This window comes from Streptomyces sp. TS71-3 (assembly GCF_018327685.1).
Classification (GTDB): Bacteria; Actinomycetota; Actinomycetes; order Streptomycetales; family Streptomycetaceae; genus Streptomyces.
Map to the genome: position 1 here is coordinate 1,257,568 of NZ_BNEL01000003.1, position 17,644 is coordinate 1,275,211.

A 17,644-nucleotide genomic window follows, 5' to 3' on the forward strand; every position below is an offset into this window, starting at 1 on the left:
CGCAGAGGCCAGTACATCGGCGAGTGTTCGATGCTGGTTGCTCATGGGTGGAACGTTGACTATTCGGCATCTCTCGTGATTCTGGATGCGTTAGTACTGCCTCTTCGAGGCGTGGAACGCGGGTTTGGAGGGTGAGGGGTGTCGAGCACGCTGTTGGGTGTCTGAGGGCACGGCCACGTGGTGGTTGTGTTTTCGGTTGCCGGCCCCGGTGAACTCAGGCTGTTGCTTGGGGTGGTGGGTGGTTGGTCGTTGTTTGAGAACTGCACAGTGAACGCGAGCATCTGTGGCCAAGTTTTTAAGGGCGCACGGTGGATGCCTTGGCACCAGGAACCGATGAAGGACGTGGGAGGCCGCGATAGGCCCCGGGGAGCTGTCAACCGAGCTTTGATCCGGGGGTGTCCGAATGGGGTAACCCGGCAGTCGTTATGGGCTGTCACCCGCTGCTGAACTCATAGGCAGTGTGGAGGGAACGCGGGGAAGTGAAACATCTCAGTACCCGCAGGAAGAGAAAACAACCGTGATTCCGGGAGTAGTGGCGAGCGAAACTGGATGAGGCTAAACCTTGGGCGTGTGAGACCCGGCAGGGGTTGCGTCTTGGGGGTTGTGGGAGCGAGCTTCAATGGTCTGCCGGCTGTTGGGTGAGTTAGAAACCGTTGATGTAGGCGAAGGGCATGCGAAAGGCCCGGCGTAGAGGGTAAGACCCCCGTAGCTGAAATGTCAGCGGCTCACTTGTTTGTTTCCCGAGTAGCATGGGGCCCGAGAAATCCTGTGTGAATCTGGCGGGACCACCCGCTAAGCCTAAATATTCCCTGGTGACCGATAGCGGATAGTACCGTGAGGGAATGGTGAAAAGTACCCCGGGAGGGGAGTGAAATAGTACCTGAAACCGTGTGCCTACAAGCCGTGGGAGCGTCGCATGCCAACTTTGTTGGTGTGTCGTGACTGCGTGCCTTTTGAAGAATGAGCCTGCGAGTTTGCGGCATGTTGCGAGGTTAACCTGTTGTGGGGGAGCCGTAGCGAAAGCGAGTCCGAAGAGGGCGTTGAGTAGCGTGTTCAAGACCCGAAGCGGAGTGATCTAGCCATGGGCAGGTTGAAGCGGCTGTAAGAGGTCGTGGAGGACCGAACCCACCAGGGTTGAAAACCTGGGGGATGACCTGTGGTTAGGGGTGAAAGGCCAATCAAACTCCGTGATAGCTGGTTCTCCCCGAAATGCATTTAGGTGCAGCGTCGTGTGTTTCTTGCCGGAGGTAGAGCACTGGATAGGCGATGGGCCTTACCGGGTTACTGACCTTAGCCAAACTCCGAATGCCGGTAAGTGAGAGCGCGGCAGTGAGACTGTGGGGGATAAGCTCCATGGTCGAGAGGGAAACAGCCCAGAGCATCGACTAAGGCCCCTAAGCGTGTGCTAAGTGGGAAAGGATGTGGAGTCGCAGAGACAACCAGGAGGTTGGCTTAGAAGCAGCCATCCTTGAAAGAGTGCGTAATAGCTCACTGGTCTAGTGATTCCGCGCCGATAATGTAGCGGGGCTCAAGCATACCGCCGAAGTCGTGTCATTGCGATATTACTCCCAACGGAGGTCGTGATGGGTAGGGGAGCGTCGTGTGCCGGGTGAAGCAGCGCCGGAAGGTAGTTGTGGATGGTTCACGAGTGAGAATGCAGGCATGAGTAGCGATTCACACGTGGGAAACGTGTGCGCCGATTGACTAAGGGTTCCTGGGTCAAGCTGATCTGCCCAGGGTAAGTCGGGACCTAAGGCGAGGCCGACAGGCGTAGTCGATGGATAACCGGTTGATATTCCGGTACCCGCTGTGAAGCGTCAAACATCGAGCATCGTGATGCTAAGGCCGTGAAGCCGTTCCCTGCCGGTTTACCGTCGGGGAGAGTGGTGGAGCCGCCGGTCCAAGCGGTTAGTAGGTGAGTGATGGGGTGACGCAGGAAGGTAGTCCATCCCGGGCGGTGGTTGTCCCGGGGTAAGGGTGTAGCCCGTCAGGTAGGTAAATCCGCCTGGCTTGTGGGTGAGGCCTGATGCCGAGCCGATTGTGGTGAAGTGGATGATCCTATGCTGTCGAGAAAAGCCTCTAGCGAGTTTTGTGGCGGCCCGTACCCTAAACCGACTCAGGTGGTCTGGTAGAGAATACTGAGGCGTTCGGGTGAACTATGGTTAAGGAACTCGGCAAAATGCCCCCGTAACTTCGGGAGAAGGGGGGCCGTTCCTGGTGATGGCACGTGCTGTCTGAGCTGGGGGTGGCCGCAGAGACCAGCGAGAAGCGACTGTTTACTAAAAACACAGGTCCGTGCGAAGCCGTAAGGCGATGTATACGGACTGACGCCTGCCCGGTGCTGGAACGTTAAGGGGACCGGTTAGCTCACTTTCGGGTGGGCGAGGCTGAGAACTTAAGCGCCAGTAAACGGCGGTGGTAACTATAACCATCCTAAGGTAGCGAAATTCCTTGTCGGGTAAGTTCCGACCTGCACGAATGGCGTAACGACTTCTTGACTGTCTCAACCATAGGCCCGGTGAAATTGCAGTACGAGTAAAGATGCTCGTTTCGCGCAGCAGGACGGAAAGACCCCGGGACCTTTACTATAGTTTGATATTGGTGTTCGGTTCGGCTTGTGTAGGATAGGTGGGAGACTGTGATGCGGGCACGCCAGTGTTCGTGGAGTCGTTGTTGAAATACCACTCTGGTCGTGCTGGATGTCTAACCTGGGTCCGTGATCCGGATCAGGGACAGTGTCTGATGGGTAGTTTAACTGGGGCGGTTGCCTCCTAAAGGGTAACGGAGGCGCCCAAAGGTTCCCTCAGCCTGGTTGGTAATCAGGTGTTGAGTGTAAGTGCACAAGGGAGCTTGACTGTGAGACTGACGGGTCGAGCAGGGACGAAAGTCGGGACTAGTGATCCGGCGGTGGCTTGTGGAAGCGCCGTCGCTCAACGGATAAAAGGTACCCCGGGGATAACAGGCTGATCTTCCCCAAGAGTCCATATCGACGGGATGGTTTGGCACCTCGATGTCGGCTCGTCGCATCCTGGGGCTGGAGTCGGTCCCAAGGGTTGGGCTGTTCGCCCATTAAAGCGGTACGCGAGCTGGGTTTAGAACGTCGTGAGACAGTTCGGTCCCTATCCGCTGTGCGCGTAGGAGTCTTGAGAAGGGCTGTCCCTAGTACGAGAGGACCGGGACGGACGAACCTCTGGTGTGCCAGTTGTTCTGCCAAGGGCATGGCTGGTTGGCTACGTTCGGGAGGGATAACCGCTGAAAGCATCTAAGCGGGAAGCCTGCTTCGAGATGAGGGCTCCCACCCACTTGATGGGGTAAGGCTCCCAGTAGACGACTGGGTTGATAGGCCAGGTCTGGAAGCCCTGTGAGGGGTGGAGGTGACTGGTACTAATAGGCCGAGGGCTTGTCCTCAGGTGCTCGCGTTCACTGTGTTGGTTCTGAAACCACGAACAACCACACACATGCTTCTGCCCGTATGGGGTGGGGGGTGTGGTGGTTGGTGGTGTGTGTTTCGGTGGTTATAGCGTGAGGGAAACGCCCGGTTACATTCCGAACCCGGAAGCTAAGCCTTTCAGCGCCGATGGTACTGCAGGGGGGACCCTGTGGGAGAGTAGGACGCCGCCGAACTTATATTACAAATGGTCCCGGAACTTCGGTTCCGGGACCATTTGCATTTGGCCCCTCTTTACGCCCCGTTCACGTTGCGAACGCACCATCCGTGCCATGGGCACTCTTGATCTGCTGCGCGCGGCAGGTATCGGAGCGGGCGACGAAGTCATCGTTCCTGCATTCGGGAATGTCGACGCCACGGAGGCCGTCGCCGACGCCGGGGCGCTCCCCGTCTTCGCCGACATCCACCCGGCGAGCTACTGCCTCGATCCCGACGCCGTGGCCCACTCCGTGGGCCCGCGGACGGTCGGCGTCGTCGTGGTCCACCGCTTCGGCCAGCCGGCCGACCTGGCGGCGCTGCGCACGATCTGTGAGAAGCAGTCCCTCCTCCTGCTCGAACAGACCGAGCAGGAAGCCGGCTTCAGCGGAGTCGCCGAGCGCCGCGCCCACGCCGAGCTCCTCAACGGGCGCCTCACCGGTGTTCTCCCCCCGACCGGCTGTCCCGAGCACACCTACGAGCAGTACGTCGTCCGCGTACCCGGGAACGGACGCCCCGACCGGGACGCCTTCGCACGCGCTCTGCGTGCCCGCGGTGTCACCTGCCGGGTACCCGTGAAGACCCCGGTGCACCGGATGCCGCGGTTCCGTCGCGACATAAGCCTTCCGGAGACGGAGCGCGCGGCCGACGAGACCCTCGCCATCCCCGTGGACGCCGCCCTCTGCGCCCGGGACATGCGCCGCATCATCTCCGCCTGCAACTCCCTCGGAGGCCTCCTCCAGCCCGCCTAGGCCCGCCTGCCGCCTGTCTCCGGCCCGCGTACACCTGCCTGACCGGCCGTCAGCCACCACCCGGCAGCCACCGGAATTCCGCCGCAGTACCGGCACAGGCCCCGTACCGATACGGGCACCGTAACGACCAGGTCCCGCAACGGCACAGGTCCCGTAGCGTCACGTCCCCCGTAAGAGCACCGCCTCACACCGCCGGCGGCTCCGGCACCCGCATCGCCAGAATCGCCATGTCGTCCGAAGGGGCGTCAGAGGCGAAGCGCTCCACCGCGCGCAGGATGCGCGACGCCACCGCGCCGGCGGTCAGGCCCGTGCACGTCGTGAGCACGTCCGTGAGGCCGTCGTCGCCGAGCATGCGGGTGCCTTCGCGGCGCTCCGTCACCCCGTCCGTGACGCACAGCAGGACGTCGCCCGGATCCAGCTTCACCGTCTGCTCGTAGAGGTCGAGGTCCTCCATGACGCCGAGCAGCGGCTGAGGCTCCGCCGCGGGCTCCACCGAGCCGTCCTGGCGCAGGCGCAGCGGCAGCGGATGGCCCGCGCAGACCACCTTCAGCAGCGCGCTGCCGTCGTCCTGCGGCCACAGCTCCCCGTACAGGAGCGTCAGGAACCGGCTGCGGGCGCCCTCGTCGAGGATGGCGGCGTTCAGGCGCTCCAGGACGGCGGGACCGCCGAACCCTTCACGGGCGAGCAGCCGCAGCGCGTGGCGGGCGAGTCCGGTGACCGCGGCGGCCTCCGGGCCGGTGCCGCAGACGTCGCCGATCGCGAAGCCGTAGGAGCCATCGGAGATGGGGAAGAGGTCGTAGAAGTCGCCGCCGACCTCGTTGCCCTCGCCCGCGGCGCGGTAGATGACCTCGACCTCGACACCCGGCACGTCGGGCAGCTCAGGCGGCAGCAGGCTCCGTTGCAGCGACTGGCTGATGGCGGTGCGCTCCGAGTACAGGCGGGCGTTGTCCAGAGCGAGCGCCGCCCTGCGCGAGAGGTCCTCCGCGAGCTCCAGGATCTCCTGGCGGAAGTGGTCCTCGGAGGGCTTCCCCAGTGTCAGCATGCCGATGACGCGGTTGCGGGCGACCAGTGGCAGTACGACGGTCTCGCCGCCGACCGCGGAAGCCGTCGCCAGGGTCGTCCCGATGCCGGACGAGACCGTGGCCGGCTCCCGGGAGTCGAGGCTCAGCAACGACCGTTGGAGCGCCGCCTGATGGGCCGCGTCCGCGGGCGCCTTCCACACCCGCGCGCCTGGTGTGGGCACCGGGTCCGGCGGGTCGATCGTCGACAGCAGTGCCTTGAGGCCGTCGATGCGCTCCTCGTCCTCGTGGAGCACGTAGGAGAGGTCCGGTTCCGAGGACTGGTCGGCGATCGTGTACACCGCGCACCACGTCGCCAGGGTCGGCACCGTCATCTGCGCCATCAGGGCGAGCGTCTGGTCGCGGTCGAGGGTGCCGGCGAGCAGGTCGGAGGCCTCCACGAGGAAGGACAGCGAGCCGCGGCGCAGCCGCTCCAACTCGCCCAGGCGGGCCGACTCGACGGCGAGGGCGATGCGGTCCGCCGCGAACTGGAGCCGCAGCGCCTCCTCGTTCGAGTACCGCGCCGGGCCTTCGGCGGCCACGCCCAGGGAGCCCGTGAGGCGGCCCTCCACCTTCAGGGGCACGGTGACGACGGAACGCATGCCCGTCCCGTCGAGCAGCGGGACGGCGCCGTGGACCACGGAGAGGTCCTCGTGCACCGCGGGCATCCTGGCCGTGCCGAAGCGGCCGTGGCCGGCCTCCACGGGCACCCTGGCGAATCTCTGGCGCGCGGAGGGCAGGCCGGTGGAGGCGCGCACCTCCAGCTCGGTCTCGTCGTCGGTGGCCAGCAGCAGGAAGGCGGCGTCGCCGTCGAGCATGTCGCGGGCGCGTTCCACGGTGCGTTGCAGCAGGCCGTCCAGGTCGTCGGGGGCGGGGGAGCCGATGAAGACCTCGAAGGCGTCGGCGGCCTGGGCATCGGTGCTCACCGCGGGGTCGGACGACGGCGGGCGCTGCGGTGTCTGGAGGACGGCCCGTTCGTGGTCGCGGACCAGCAGGCAGACGGTCGACGGCTCGCCGTCGGCGTCCCGGACCCGCAGGTGCGAGGCGTACACCGGCACGACCCGGCCGGAGGAGCTGCGGATGCCGTAGCTGCCCTCCCAGCGGGAGAGCTGGAGGGCGTCGGCGACACCCGTCGTGGTGCCCGGGGTGTGCGGCCAGGCGGCGAAGTCGGTGAGGGGCTTGCCGACGACCTGCTCCTCGGGGTAGCCGAAGAGCTCCTCGGCGTCCTCGTTCCAGGCGGTGAGCGAGCCGGTGCGGTCGATCTGGGCGACGGCGACGCGCACCCGGCCGTCCGCCAGGGGCAGCAGGTTGACCGGCAGCGGCGGGCCCGCCGTGCGGGTGCCCACGGGGCGGTCGGGCGAGGTGAGCTGGAACCACACCTGCTTGTGGGTGCGGGAGTACTCCACGCCCCACTTGCTGGCGAGGGCCGCGCAGAGTTGGAGGCCTCGGCCGCCCTCGCTGTCGGGGCTGCCCATGTCCACCGGCTTGTACTGGAGGGGCACCTCGCGCTCGGGGTAGCGGTCGGCCACCTCGATGCGGACCCCCTCGGCGGCGCGCAGGCAGAGCACCTGCGCGGCGGTTCCGGCATGGACAACGGCGTTCGTGACCAGTTCACTGGTGAGGACCACGGCATCGTCGGCGATGTCGGTCAGGCCCCAGCCCTGCAGGGTGTCGCGCACGAAGGAGCGGGCCGTGGCGACGGAGCGCCCCACGGGTTCGAAGGTGGCGGCCGCGCGCGCGGTGATCACAGAACTCCTCGTCCGGGTCTCGTTGTGCGTCTCCTTGCGGCCGGCCACGTCGCCGGGCCGGTCCGGGGGCTCGGCCGCGGGAAGGTGCACTCCGGTGGTCATGGTGCGGCCGCCCCTCCGATACCTGCTCGTACTCGTGCTTCCGCCCAGCCCGGCACCCGGCATGGTTGGACAGCCGCATGCCAGGTTACTTACCTTCGCCGTCTATGCGGATGCCGCCCGTAGGAGTTTCCGCCCAGAGGGTGTGCGGACGGTGTGGGAAGCTGCCGAACTGTTATGGCCTGGTTCCGCAAGGGTGAAACACTGGGCACGCTTCTAGTGAGAACAGTCTTCTGAGAACGAGGCTTCAGAGGCTTCGAACGAAGCTCGAGAAGTTTCACGAGAGCCCGAGCACAAGGTCGACCCCTGCGGGAGGGACACGGTGGAGTCTGGCGCAGCGACGCGGACCGCGCGCGCACAAGGCGGACAGTCCCCGACAAAGCCGCGCACATCGCGGCATAACGGGACAACCGCCGTGGATACGGCTGCCTTGCACAAGTTGCTCGCGGCACTGGTGGCGATGCGTGACGGCAACTTCCGCAAACGCCTCACCGTCTCGGGTGACGACGTGATGGCGGAGATCGCCGCCGTGTTCAACGAGGTCGCCGACAGGAACCTCCATCTGACGGGTGAGCTGTCCCGCGTACGGCGTGTCGTGGGCCGTGAGGGGAAGCTCACGGAGCGGCTGGACGGGGGCGCCGGCGAGGGCTCCTGGGCGGCCGCCATCAAGGCGTCGAACGCGCTCGTGGACGACCTGGTGCGCCCGGTGTCCGAGGTCAGCAGGGTGCTCACGGCTGTGGCCCAGGGTGACCTGGAGCAGCGGATGGAGCTGCGCTCGCCGGCGTCGGACGGCGGCGACCGGCCGTTGCGGGGCGAGTTCCTGAAGGTCGGCCGGACCGTCAACAACCTGGTCGACCAGCTCTCCACGTTCGCCGACGAGGTCACCAGGGTGGCCAGCGAGGTCGGTACGGAGGGCAAGCTGGGCGGGCAGGCCCGGGTGCGCGGCATGTCCGGCTCCTGGAAGGACCTCACCGACTCCGTCAACACCATGGCGGAACGGCTCACCGCTCAGGTGCGTGACATTGCTCTCGTCACGACCGCCGTCGCGCGGGGCGATCTGTCCCGGAAAGTCACGGTTCACGTGGCCGGCGAGATGCTGGAGCTGAAGAACACCGTCAACACGATGGTGGACCAGCTCTCCTCGTTCTCGTCCGAGGTGACCCGGGTGGCCCGCGAGGTGGGCACCGAGGGCGAGCTGGGCGGTCAGGCGCGCGTGCCCGGCGTCGCCGGGGTGTGGAAGGACCTCACCGACTCGGTGAACCTCATGGCCGGCAACCTCACCGCCCAGGTGCGCGGTATCGCGCAGGTCACCACGGCGGTCGCCAACGGCGACCTGTCGCAGAAGGTGACCGTCAGTGCGCGCGGCGAGGTGGCCCAGCTCGCCGAGACCATCAACCAGATGACGGAGACGCTGCGCACGTTCGCCGACGAGGTCACCCGCGTGGCGAACGAGGTCGGCGCCGAGGGCCGGCTGGGCGGCCAGGCGAACGTGCCCGGTGCGGCGGGCACGTGGAAGGACCTCACCGATTCGGTGAACACGGTTTTCCGGAATCTGACCACTCAGGTGCGGGACATCGCCGCCGTGACGACCGCCGTGGCGAACGGAGACCTGTCGCAGAAGGTCACCGTCGACGTCGCGGGCGAGATGCTGGAGCTCAAGAACACCGTCAACACGATGGTGGTCTGGCTCTCCTCGTTCGGCGCGGAAGTCACCCGGGTCGCCCGGGAGATCGGCGTCGAGGGTGAGCTGGGCGGCCAGGCGCAGGTGCCGGGCGCCGCGGGCACCTGGAAGGACCTCACGGACTCCGTGAACACCGCCTTCCGCAACCTCACCGGCCAGGTCCGCAACATCGCCCAGGTGACGACGGCGGTGGCGAACGGCGACCTGTCGCAGAAGGTCACCGTGGACGTCTCCGGCGAGATGCTCCAGCTGAAGAACACCGTCAACAGCATGGTCGACCAACTCTCCAGCTTCGCCGACCAGGTGACGCGCATCTCCCGGGACGTGGGCACGGAGGGCCGCCTGGGCGGCCAGGCCCGGGTGGACGGCGTCAGCGGCACCTGGAAGGAACTGACCGACTCCGTCAACTTCATGGCGGGCAACCTGACCTCCCAGGTGCGGCAGATCGCCCAGGTGACCACCGCAGTGGCGCGCGGCGACCTGTCCCAGAAGATCGACGTGGACGCGCGCGGCGAGATCCTGGAGCTGAAGAACACCATCAACACGATGGTCGACCAGCTCTCCGCCTTCGCGGACCAGGTGACCCGGGTGGCGCGCGAGGTCGGCACGGAGGGCAGGCTGGGCGGCCAGGCCCAGGTGCCCGGCGTGGCCGGCGTCTGGCGGGACCTCACCGACTCCGTGAACGGCATGGCCGGCAACCTCACCGCGCAGGTCCGCAACATCGCCCAGGTGGCGACCGCGGTGGCCCGCGGCGACCTGTCCCAGAAGATCGGGGTGGACGCCCGGGGCGAGATCCTGGAGCTGAAGAACACCCTGAACACCATGGTCGACCAGCTCTCGAACTTCGCGGAGCAGGTCACCCGGGTGGCGCGCGAGGTGGGCACCGAGGGCATCCTCGGCGGTCAGGCCGAGGTGCAGGGCGTCTCCGGCACCTGGAAGGACCTCACCCAGTCCGTCAACTTCATGGCCAACAACCTCACCATTCAGGTGCGGAACATCGCCGAGGTGACGACCGCGGTCGCCATGGGCGACCTGTCGAAGAAGATCACGGTCGACGCCAAGGGCGAGATCCTGGAACTGGTGACCACCGTGAACACCATGGTGGACCAGCTGTCGAACTTCGCGGAGCAGGTGACCCGGGTGGCCCGCGAGGTGGGCACCGAGGGCAACCTGGGCGGCCAGGCGCGCGTGCCGGGCGTCACCGGCATCTGGAAGGACCTCAGCGACAACGTCAACCTGATGGCCAAGAACCTCACCAGCCAGGTGCGGAACATCTCCCAGGTCGCGACGGCGGTCGCCAACGGCGACCTGACCAAGAAGGTCACGGTGGAGGCCAGCGGCGAGGTCGCCCAGCTCGCCGACACCGTCAACATCATGGTGAAGACGCTGTCGTCGTTCGCCGACGAGGTGACCCGGGTGGCCCGCGAGGTCGGCACCGACGGCATCCTGGGCGGCCAGGCGCGCGTGCCGGGCGTCTCGGGCACCTGGAAGGACCTCACCGAGTCCGTGAACTCGATGGCGTCCAACCTCACCGGCCAGGTCCGCAACATCGCCATGGTCACCACCGCGATCGCCAAGGGCGACCTGACCAAGAAGATCGACATCGACGCCCGCGGTGAGATCCTCGAACTGAAGACCACGATCAACACCATGGTCGACCAGCTCTCCAGCTTCGCCGAGCAGGTCACCAGGGTGGCCCGCGAGGTGGGCACGGAGGGGCAGCTGGGCGGTCAGGCCCGGGTGCGGGACGTCGACGGCACCTGGCGCGACCTGACCGAGTCGGTGAACGAGATGGCCGGCAACCTCACCCGCCAGGTGCGCGCGATCGCGGCCGTGGCGACCGCGGTGACCCGCGGCGACCTGAACCTCAAGATCGACGTGGACGCGGCGGGCGAGATCCAGGTCCTCCAGGACAACATCAACACGATGATCGCCAACCTGCGCGACACCACCATCGCCAACAAGGAGCAGGACTGGCTGAAGGGCAACCTGGCCCGCATCTCCGGCCTGATGCAGGGCCGCAGGGACCTGGAGGACGTCGCCTCGCTCATCATGAGCGAGCTGACGCCGGTGGTCTCCGCGCAGCACGGCGCCTTCTTCATGGCGATGCCCACGGACGACGCCCAGGACCTCGCAACGGCCTCCGACGACGCCTACGAGCTGCGGATGCTCGGCAGCTACGGCTACTCGATGGGCTCCATGCCGACGTCCTTCAGGCCCGGTGAGACGCTGATCGGGACGGCCGCCAAGGAGCGGCGGACGATCCTCGTGGAGAACGTGCCGCCGGGCTACCTGAAGATCGCATCCGGCCTCGGGGAGGCACCGCCCGCGCACGTCATCGTGCTCCCGGTGCTCTTCGAGGGCACGGTCCTCGGCGTGATCGAGCTGGCCTCGTTCCAGCCGTTCACCCAGATCCAGAAGGACTTCCTGAGCCAGATCGCCGAGATGATCGCGACCAGCGTCAACACCATCAGCGTCAACACCAAGACCGAGGTGCTGCTCAAGCAGTCGCAGGAGCTGACCGAGCAGCTCCGGGAGCGCTCCGCGGAGCTGGAGAACCGCCAGAAGGCGCTGGAGGAGTCCAACACCGAGCTGGAGGAGAAGGCCGAACTGCTCGCCCAGCAGAACCGGGACATCGAGGTGAAGAACACCGAGATCGAGGAGGCGCGCCAGGTCCTGGAGGAGCGCGCGGAGCAGCTGGCCGTCTCGATGCGCTACAAGAGCGAGTTCCTGGCCAACATGTCGCACGAGCTGCGCACCCCGCTCAACTCGCTGCTGATCCTGGCCAAGCTCCTCGCCGACAACGCCGAGGGGAACCTCTCCCCGAAGCAGGTCGAGTTCGCGGAGACCATCCACGGCGCGGGTTCCGACCTGCTCCAGCTCATCAACGACATCCTCGACCTGACGAAGGTCGAGGCGGGCAAGATGGACGTCTCGCCGACGCGCATCTCGCTCGTCCAGCTGGTGGACTACGTGGAGGCCACCTTCCGGCCGCTCACCGCGGAGAAGGGGCTCGACTTCTCCGTGCGCGTGTCGCCGGAGCTGCCCGCGACGCTGCACACCGACGAGCAGCGGCTGCTCCAGGTCCTGCGCAACCTCCTGTCGAACGCCGTGAAGTTCACCGACTCGGGAGCGGTCGAACTGGTCATCAGGACCGCCGGCGCGGACGTGCCGCCGGCCATCCGGGAGCAGTTGCTGGAGACCGGCGCGCTCAGCGACCCGGACGGCGAGCTGATCGCGTTCTCCGTCACGGACACCGGCATCGGCATCGCGGCCAGCAAGATGCGGGTGATCTTCGAGGCGTTCAAGCAGGCCGACGGCACCACCAGCCGCAAGTACGGCGGCACCGGCCTCGGACTGTCCATCAGCCGGGAGATCGCCCGGCTGCTCGGCGGCGAGATCAACGCGGCGAGCGAACCGGGCCGCGGGTCGACGTTCACCTTGTACATGCCGCTGCACCCGAGCGAGATGCCCTCCGACTTCGCGCAGCTCGCCCCGTCCATCGAGCCGGGCGACACCCTGACGGCCGTGGAGGACACGGACATGCCCCCCGAGGTGAAGTCCTACCAGGACTCCCAGACGGGGCCCGCAGCCCTCTTCAGGCGCCGTCGCAGGGCCCTTCCGCAGCTGCCCTCGGCCGAGCCGGAGCCGGAGCAGCCGCAGGAGGCTCCCGAGAAGCCCGCCGTCCCGGCCCGGGACGCCGTGGACGACGGGCCGGGGGCCGAACTGGTGCCGGTGTCCGGGGCGGGCGCGGAGCTGGAGGCCGTCGCCGAGGACTGGGAGGCCGTCGTGTTCGACGGCGAGAAGGTCCTCATCGTCGACGACGACATCCGCAACGTGTTCGCGCTCACCAGCGTCCTGGAACAGCACGGTCTCGCGGTGCTGTACGCGGAGAACGGCCGTGAGGGCATCGAGGTGCTGGAGCAGCACGACGACGTCGCGGTCGTCCTGATGGACATCATGATGCCCGAGATGGACGGCTACGCCACGACGACGGCGATCCGGCGGATGCCGCAGTTCGCGGGCCTTCCGATCGTCGCGCTCACCGCGAAGGCCATGAAGGGCGACCGGGAGAAGGCGATCGAGTCCGGCGCGTCGGACTACGTCACGAAGCCGGTCGACCCCGACCATCTGCTGTCCGTCATGCGGAGGTGGATGGCCAACACCTGAGTGGCGTACGGTCGCAGGTGGCAAAGTTGTAGCCTTGAACCGGCCCGGGCGTCGTGTAGAACTACGGTAATCGGGGAACCTTTTGGACTCGCCCCGCGTTTCCGCAGTGTGCTGAGATTCATGCACGGTGACATGGCAGTGACAGGGTGTGGCGACAAGCGGGGTGCGGCTACGATGACCGGCACAAGGACGGACGGCGTAAGGGAGTCGTCCCCCGGGGCGGCCCCTGGTGCCGCCCCGAGTCCTTTGGACAGGGGAGGCCCCATGCCGGGGCGAGGAGGGCGGGCCATGGTGCAGAAGGCCAAGATCCTCCTGGTCGACGACCGGCCGGAGAATCTGCTGGCGCTGGAGGCCATCCTCTCTGCGCTCGATCAGACACTGGTGCGGGCGTCGTCCGGGGAGGAAGCGCTCAAAGCACTGCTTACGGACGATTTCGCAGTCATCCTGCTGGATGTCCAGATGCCGGGTATGGATGGATTTGAGACGGCTGCGCACATCAAGCGCCGCGAGCGCACCCGCGACATCCCGATCATCTTCCTCACTGCCATCAACCATGGCCCGCATCACACCTTCCGCGGCTACGCGGCGGGCGCGGTGGATTACATTTCAAAACCCTTCGACCCGTGGGTGCTGCGCGCCAAGGTCTCGGTGTTCGTCGAGCTGTACATGAAGAACTGCCAGCTGCGCGAGCAGGCCTCCCTGCTCCGGCTCCAGCTCGAAGGAAGCGGCAAGGCACCCGTGGGAGACGCGAAGGAGCCCGCCGGACTGCTCGCGGAGCTGTCCGCCAGGCTGGCCGCGGTCGAGGAGCAGGCAGAGGCCCTGTCGAAGCAGCTCGACGACGACTCGGCGGACGCGTCCGCCGTGGCCACCGCCGCACACCTGGAGCGCAAGCTCACCGGGCTGCGCCGGGCGCTGGACGCCCTGGAGCCCGGCACGGGAAACGGCGTCCCGCCCCTGCCGTCGCAGAGCTGACGACTCCGCAGGCGGCGCCGGCCCCTGGTGGCCGGAATCGCCTGCGGCGTTCAGGCCCCGTTTGACGTCCTGTCAGCCTCCCGTAGCGCGACACCCGACACGATCGGGTGAAGCAGTGGGCACGCGTGTCCACCGGGACCCGCGGCGGTAATCTCACCCCCATGGCCTCACGTCAGTCCGCAGCCAAGAAGACGCCCGCGAAGAAGGCGGCCGCGCCGGCGAAGGGCACGGCGAAGAAGGCCGCGCCGGGCTCCAGGAAGAGCACGGCGAAGAAGGCGCCCGCCCGCAGGCCGCCGGCGAAGAAGGCCGCGCCCAGGCCGGCGCCCAGCCCCACCGGGGGCATCTACCGCATGGCGCGCGCCCTGTGGCTCGGCGCCGCCCACACCGTGGGCGCCCTCTTCCGCGGCATAGGGCGCGGCGCCAAGGGCCTCGACCCGGCGCACCGCAAGGACGGCCTCGCGCTGCTGCTGCTCGGCATCGCCCTGATCGTCGCCGGAGGTACCTGGTCCAGCCTCGACGGCCCCGTCGGCGACCTGGTCGAGCTGCTGGTCACTGGCGCCTTCGGCCGGCTCGACCTGCTGGTGCCGGTCCTCCTCGCCGCCCTCGCCATCCGGCTCATCCGCCACCCCGAGCGCCCCGAGGCCAACGGCCGGATCGCGATCGGGCTCTCCGCCCTGATCATCGGCGTGCTCGGGCAGGTGCACATCGCCTGCGGCTCGCCCGCGCGCAGCTCCGGCATGCAGGGCATCCGGGACGCCGGCGGCCTCATCGGCTGGGCGGTGGCGACGCCGCTGAGCCACGCCCTGACCGACGCGCTCGCGATCCCCCTGCTCCTGCTGCTCACGGTCTTCGGGCTGCTGGTGGTCACCGCCACCCCCGTGAACGCCATCCCGCAGCGGCTGCGGCTGCTCGGTACCAGGCTCGGCCTGATCCACCCGGACCGCGACGAGGACGCCGAGGCCGAGCAGGCCGCCTACGAGAGCGACGACGACCGGTACGAGCAGCAGTGGCGCGAAGCGCTGCCCCGCTCCCGGCGCCGGGGCGCATCGGCGGAGATCCCCGACCACGACCAGGCGGAGGAGCAGGCGCTCTCCAAGCGCCGCAAGAGCCGCAAGCCGGCAGCGGGAGCCGGCGCGGGCCGTGCGGCCGGCACGGAGCGGCCCATGGACCCGGTGGACGTGGCCGCGGCCGCCGCCGCCGCGCTCGACGGCGCCGTCCTGCACGGCATGCCGCCCTCCCCGCTGGTGGCCGACCTCACCCAGGGCGTCACGGGGGACAAGCGGCCCGGGCAGACCACGCCGGTGCCCGCGGCCCGCGCCCGCCTCACCAAGGACGACCAGGACGCGCCGGCCGCGGACGAGGCGTCCCGCTCCACCGCGGTGCCCGACCTGACGAAGTCCGCCCCCGACGAATCGCGCCCCCTGCCCCCGCGCGCCGAACAGCTCCAGCTCTCCGGCGACATCACCTACTCGCTGCCCTCGCTGGACCTCCTGGAGCGCGGCGGGCCCGGCAAGGCGCGCAGCGCCGCGAACGACGCGGTGGTCGACTCCCTCACCTCCGTCTTCAGCCAGTTCAAGGTCGACGCCGGCGTCACGGGCTTCACGCGCGGGCCCACGGTCACCCGCTACGAGGTCGAACTCGGCCCCGCCGTCAAGGTCGAACGCATCACGGCGCTCACGAAGAACATCGCCTACGCCGTCGCCAGCCCGGACGTGCGCATCATCAGCCCCATCCCGGGGAAGTCCGCCGTCGGCATCGAGATCCCCAACACCGACCGGGAAATGGTCAATCTGGGCGACGTGCTGCGCCTCGCGGACGCCGCCGGGGACGACCACCCGATGCTGGTGGCCCTCGGCAAGGACGTCGAAGGCGGCTACGTGATGGCGAACCTCGCCAAGATGCCGCACATCCTGGTCGCGGGCGCCACCGGATCCGGCAAGTCGTCGTGCATCAACTGCCTGATCACCTCGGTCATGGTGCGCGCGACCCCCGAGGACGTCCGCCTGGTACTGGTCGACCCCAAGCGCGTCGAACTCACCGCCTACGAGGGCATTCCGCACCTGATCACACCGATCATCACCAACCCCAAGCGCGCCGCCGAGGCACTCCAGTGGGTCGTCCGGGAGATGGACCTGCGCTACGACGACCTCGCCGCCTACGGCTACCGGCACATCGACGACTTCAACCAGGCCGTCCGCAGCGGCAAGGCCAAGACGCCCGAGGGCAGCGAGCGGGAGCTCCAGCCGTACCCGTACCTGCTGGTGATCGTCGACGAGCTGGCGGACCTGATGATGGTCGCCCCCCGGGACGTCGAGGACGCCATCGTGCGCATCACCCAGCTCGCCCGCGCGGCCGGCATCCACCTGGTGCTGGCCACGCAGCGGCCCTCCGTGGACGTCGTCACGGGCCTCATCAAGGCGAACGTCCCCTCCCGGCTCGCCTTCGCCACCTCCTCGCTCGCGGACAGCCGCGTCATCCTCGACCAGCCGGGCGCCGAGAAGCTGATCGGCAAGGGCGACGGGCTCTTCCTGCCGATGGGGGCGAACAAGCCCGTCCGCATGCAGGGCGCCTTCGTCACCGAGGAGGAGATCGCCCAGGTCGTCCAGCACTGCAAGGACCAGATGGCACCGGTCTTCAGGGACGACGTCACCGTCGGCAGCAAGCAGAAGAAGGAGATCGACGAGGACATCGGCGACGACCTCGACCTGCTCTGCCAGGCGGCTGAGCTGGTCGTCTCCACCCAGTTCGGCTCGACCTCGATGCTCCAGCGGAAGCTGCGGGTCGGCTTCGCCAAGGCCGGCCGGCTGATGGACCTGATGGAGTCCCGTAACATCGTCGGACCCAGCGAGGGCTCCAAGGCACGTGACGTTCTTGTGAAGGCCGACGAATTGGATGGAGTGCTCGCGGTGATCCGCGGGGAAGCTCAACCATAGGGAGTGAAACCCGCGCTCGCGACGGACGGCGGGTCGCACACGGCGCATACATCGGCGCACGAGCCGGTGCACATGCGGCGCGGACCTTGTGTGGCCCCGAAGCCGCGGCGCCTCAGCCCGGCTCGGACGGGACGTGGCAGAGGGCATGGGTACCCCTGGTGCGCCGGGCACTCGGGGGGACCTGGCCGAGCCGTCGTGCCCACCGAGTCGCCAGGGGCGTGGGGCAACCGTTTCGCCTCCGCATACGTCAAGTTGAAGGGAGGCGCACATTGGCTTCCCCCATCGGGGATCAGCCCCATCCGGATAGCGTATGAATCCCTCTCGCCCGGTTGCTCAGCCCTTTTGCACCCTGAATAAACTGAACCCCCAGCAGGTGGTTACACGCTCGAAAGGCGCCCCCGTGTCCATCGGCAACTCCCCTGAAACAGACCGCCTCACGGCGGAAGAAGGCCGTCCAACGGCCGAAAACGACCCTATGCCGGACGAAGAAGGCCGCCGCCGGGAAGACGGTGATCGTGCGGCCACCGAGAACACCTCCGTGCGGGCGGGCGAAAGCCTGTCCGAGGAGCAGGCCCCCCTCCTGTCGGA

General features: G+C 67.5%; 5 protein-coding genes and 2 rRNA genes. 6 read left to right on the top strand and 1 reads right to left on the bottom strand.

Annotated elements, in window-relative coordinates; all coding sequences use genetic code 11:
- Positions 1-285 precede the first annotated feature (285 nt).
- The 3 genes from Sm713_RS29715 (at position 286) to Sm713_RS29725 (ending at position 4,395) form a co-directional block, all read left to right on the top strand.
- Positions 286-3,408, top strand: a 23S ribosomal RNA gene (locus Sm713_RS29715).
- A gap of 99 nt (positions 3,409-3,507) precedes the next feature.
- Positions 3,508-3,624 (top strand): 5S ribosomal RNA (rrf, locus tag Sm713_RS29720).
- A gap of 96 nt (positions 3,625-3,720) precedes the next feature.
- Positions 3,721-4,395 carry a DegT/DnrJ/EryC1/StrS family aminotransferase gene (locus tag Sm713_RS29725; RefSeq protein WP_249416782.1) on the top strand — a complete coding sequence of 225 codons (675 nt, stop codon included), beginning with the start codon at positions 3,721-3,723 and terminating at the stop codon, positions 4,393-4,395.
- 184 nt (positions 4,396-4,579) lie between these two features.
- On the opposite strand, the gene Sm713_RS29730 is transcribed toward Sm713_RS29725, so the two are convergent.
- Positions 4,580-7,303: a SpoIIE family protein phosphatase gene (locus Sm713_RS29730; protein ID WP_212913070.1), complete on the bottom strand. Its 2,724-nt coding sequence runs from the start codon at positions 7,301-7,303 to the stop codon at positions 4,580-4,582.
- Between the two features lie 319 nt (positions 7,304-7,622).
- Between Sm713_RS29730 and Sm713_RS29735 the strand changes: the two genes are divergently transcribed.
- The 3 genes from Sm713_RS29735 (at position 7,623) to Sm713_RS29745 (ending at position 17,056) form a co-directional block, all read left to right on the top strand.
- Positions 7,623-13,151, top strand: a complete 5,529-nt coding sequence (locus Sm713_RS29735) for a HAMP domain-containing protein (RefSeq protein ID WP_212913071.1) — start codon at positions 7,623-7,625, stop codon at positions 13,149-13,151.
- A gap of 288 nt (positions 13,152-13,439) precedes the next feature.
- Complete coding sequence (locus Sm713_RS29740; protein ID WP_212913072.1) at positions 13,440-14,123, top strand: two-component system response regulator; 684 nt, start codon at positions 13,440-13,442, stop codon at positions 14,121-14,123.
- Positions 14,124-14,284: 161 nt separating this feature from the next.
- Complete coding sequence (locus Sm713_RS29745; protein ID WP_212913073.1) at positions 14,285-17,056, top strand: DNA translocase FtsK; 2,772 nt, start codon at positions 14,285-14,287, stop codon at positions 17,054-17,056.
- The last annotated feature ends 588 nt before the right edge of the window (positions 17,057-17,644 follow it).

What these genes read in the sequence shown, in the direction of transcription:
- Sm713_RS29725 (WP_249416782.1), top strand. Translation starts at nt 3,721, where the DNA reads ATGGGCACTCTTGATCTGCTGCGCGCGGCAGGTATCGGAGCGGGCGAC.
- Sm713_RS29730 (WP_212913070.1), bottom strand. Translation starts at nt 7,303, where the DNA reads ATGACCACCGGAGTGCACCTTCCCGCGGCCGAGCCCCCGGACCGGCCC.
- Sm713_RS29740 (WP_212913072.1), top strand. Translation starts at nt 13,440, where the DNA reads ATGGTGCAGAAGGCCAAGATCCTCCTGGTCGACGACCGGCCGGAGAAT.
- Sm713_RS29745 (WP_212913073.1), top strand. Translation starts at nt 14,285, where the DNA reads ATGGCCTCACGTCAGTCCGCAGCCAAGAAGACGCCCGCGAAGAAGGCG.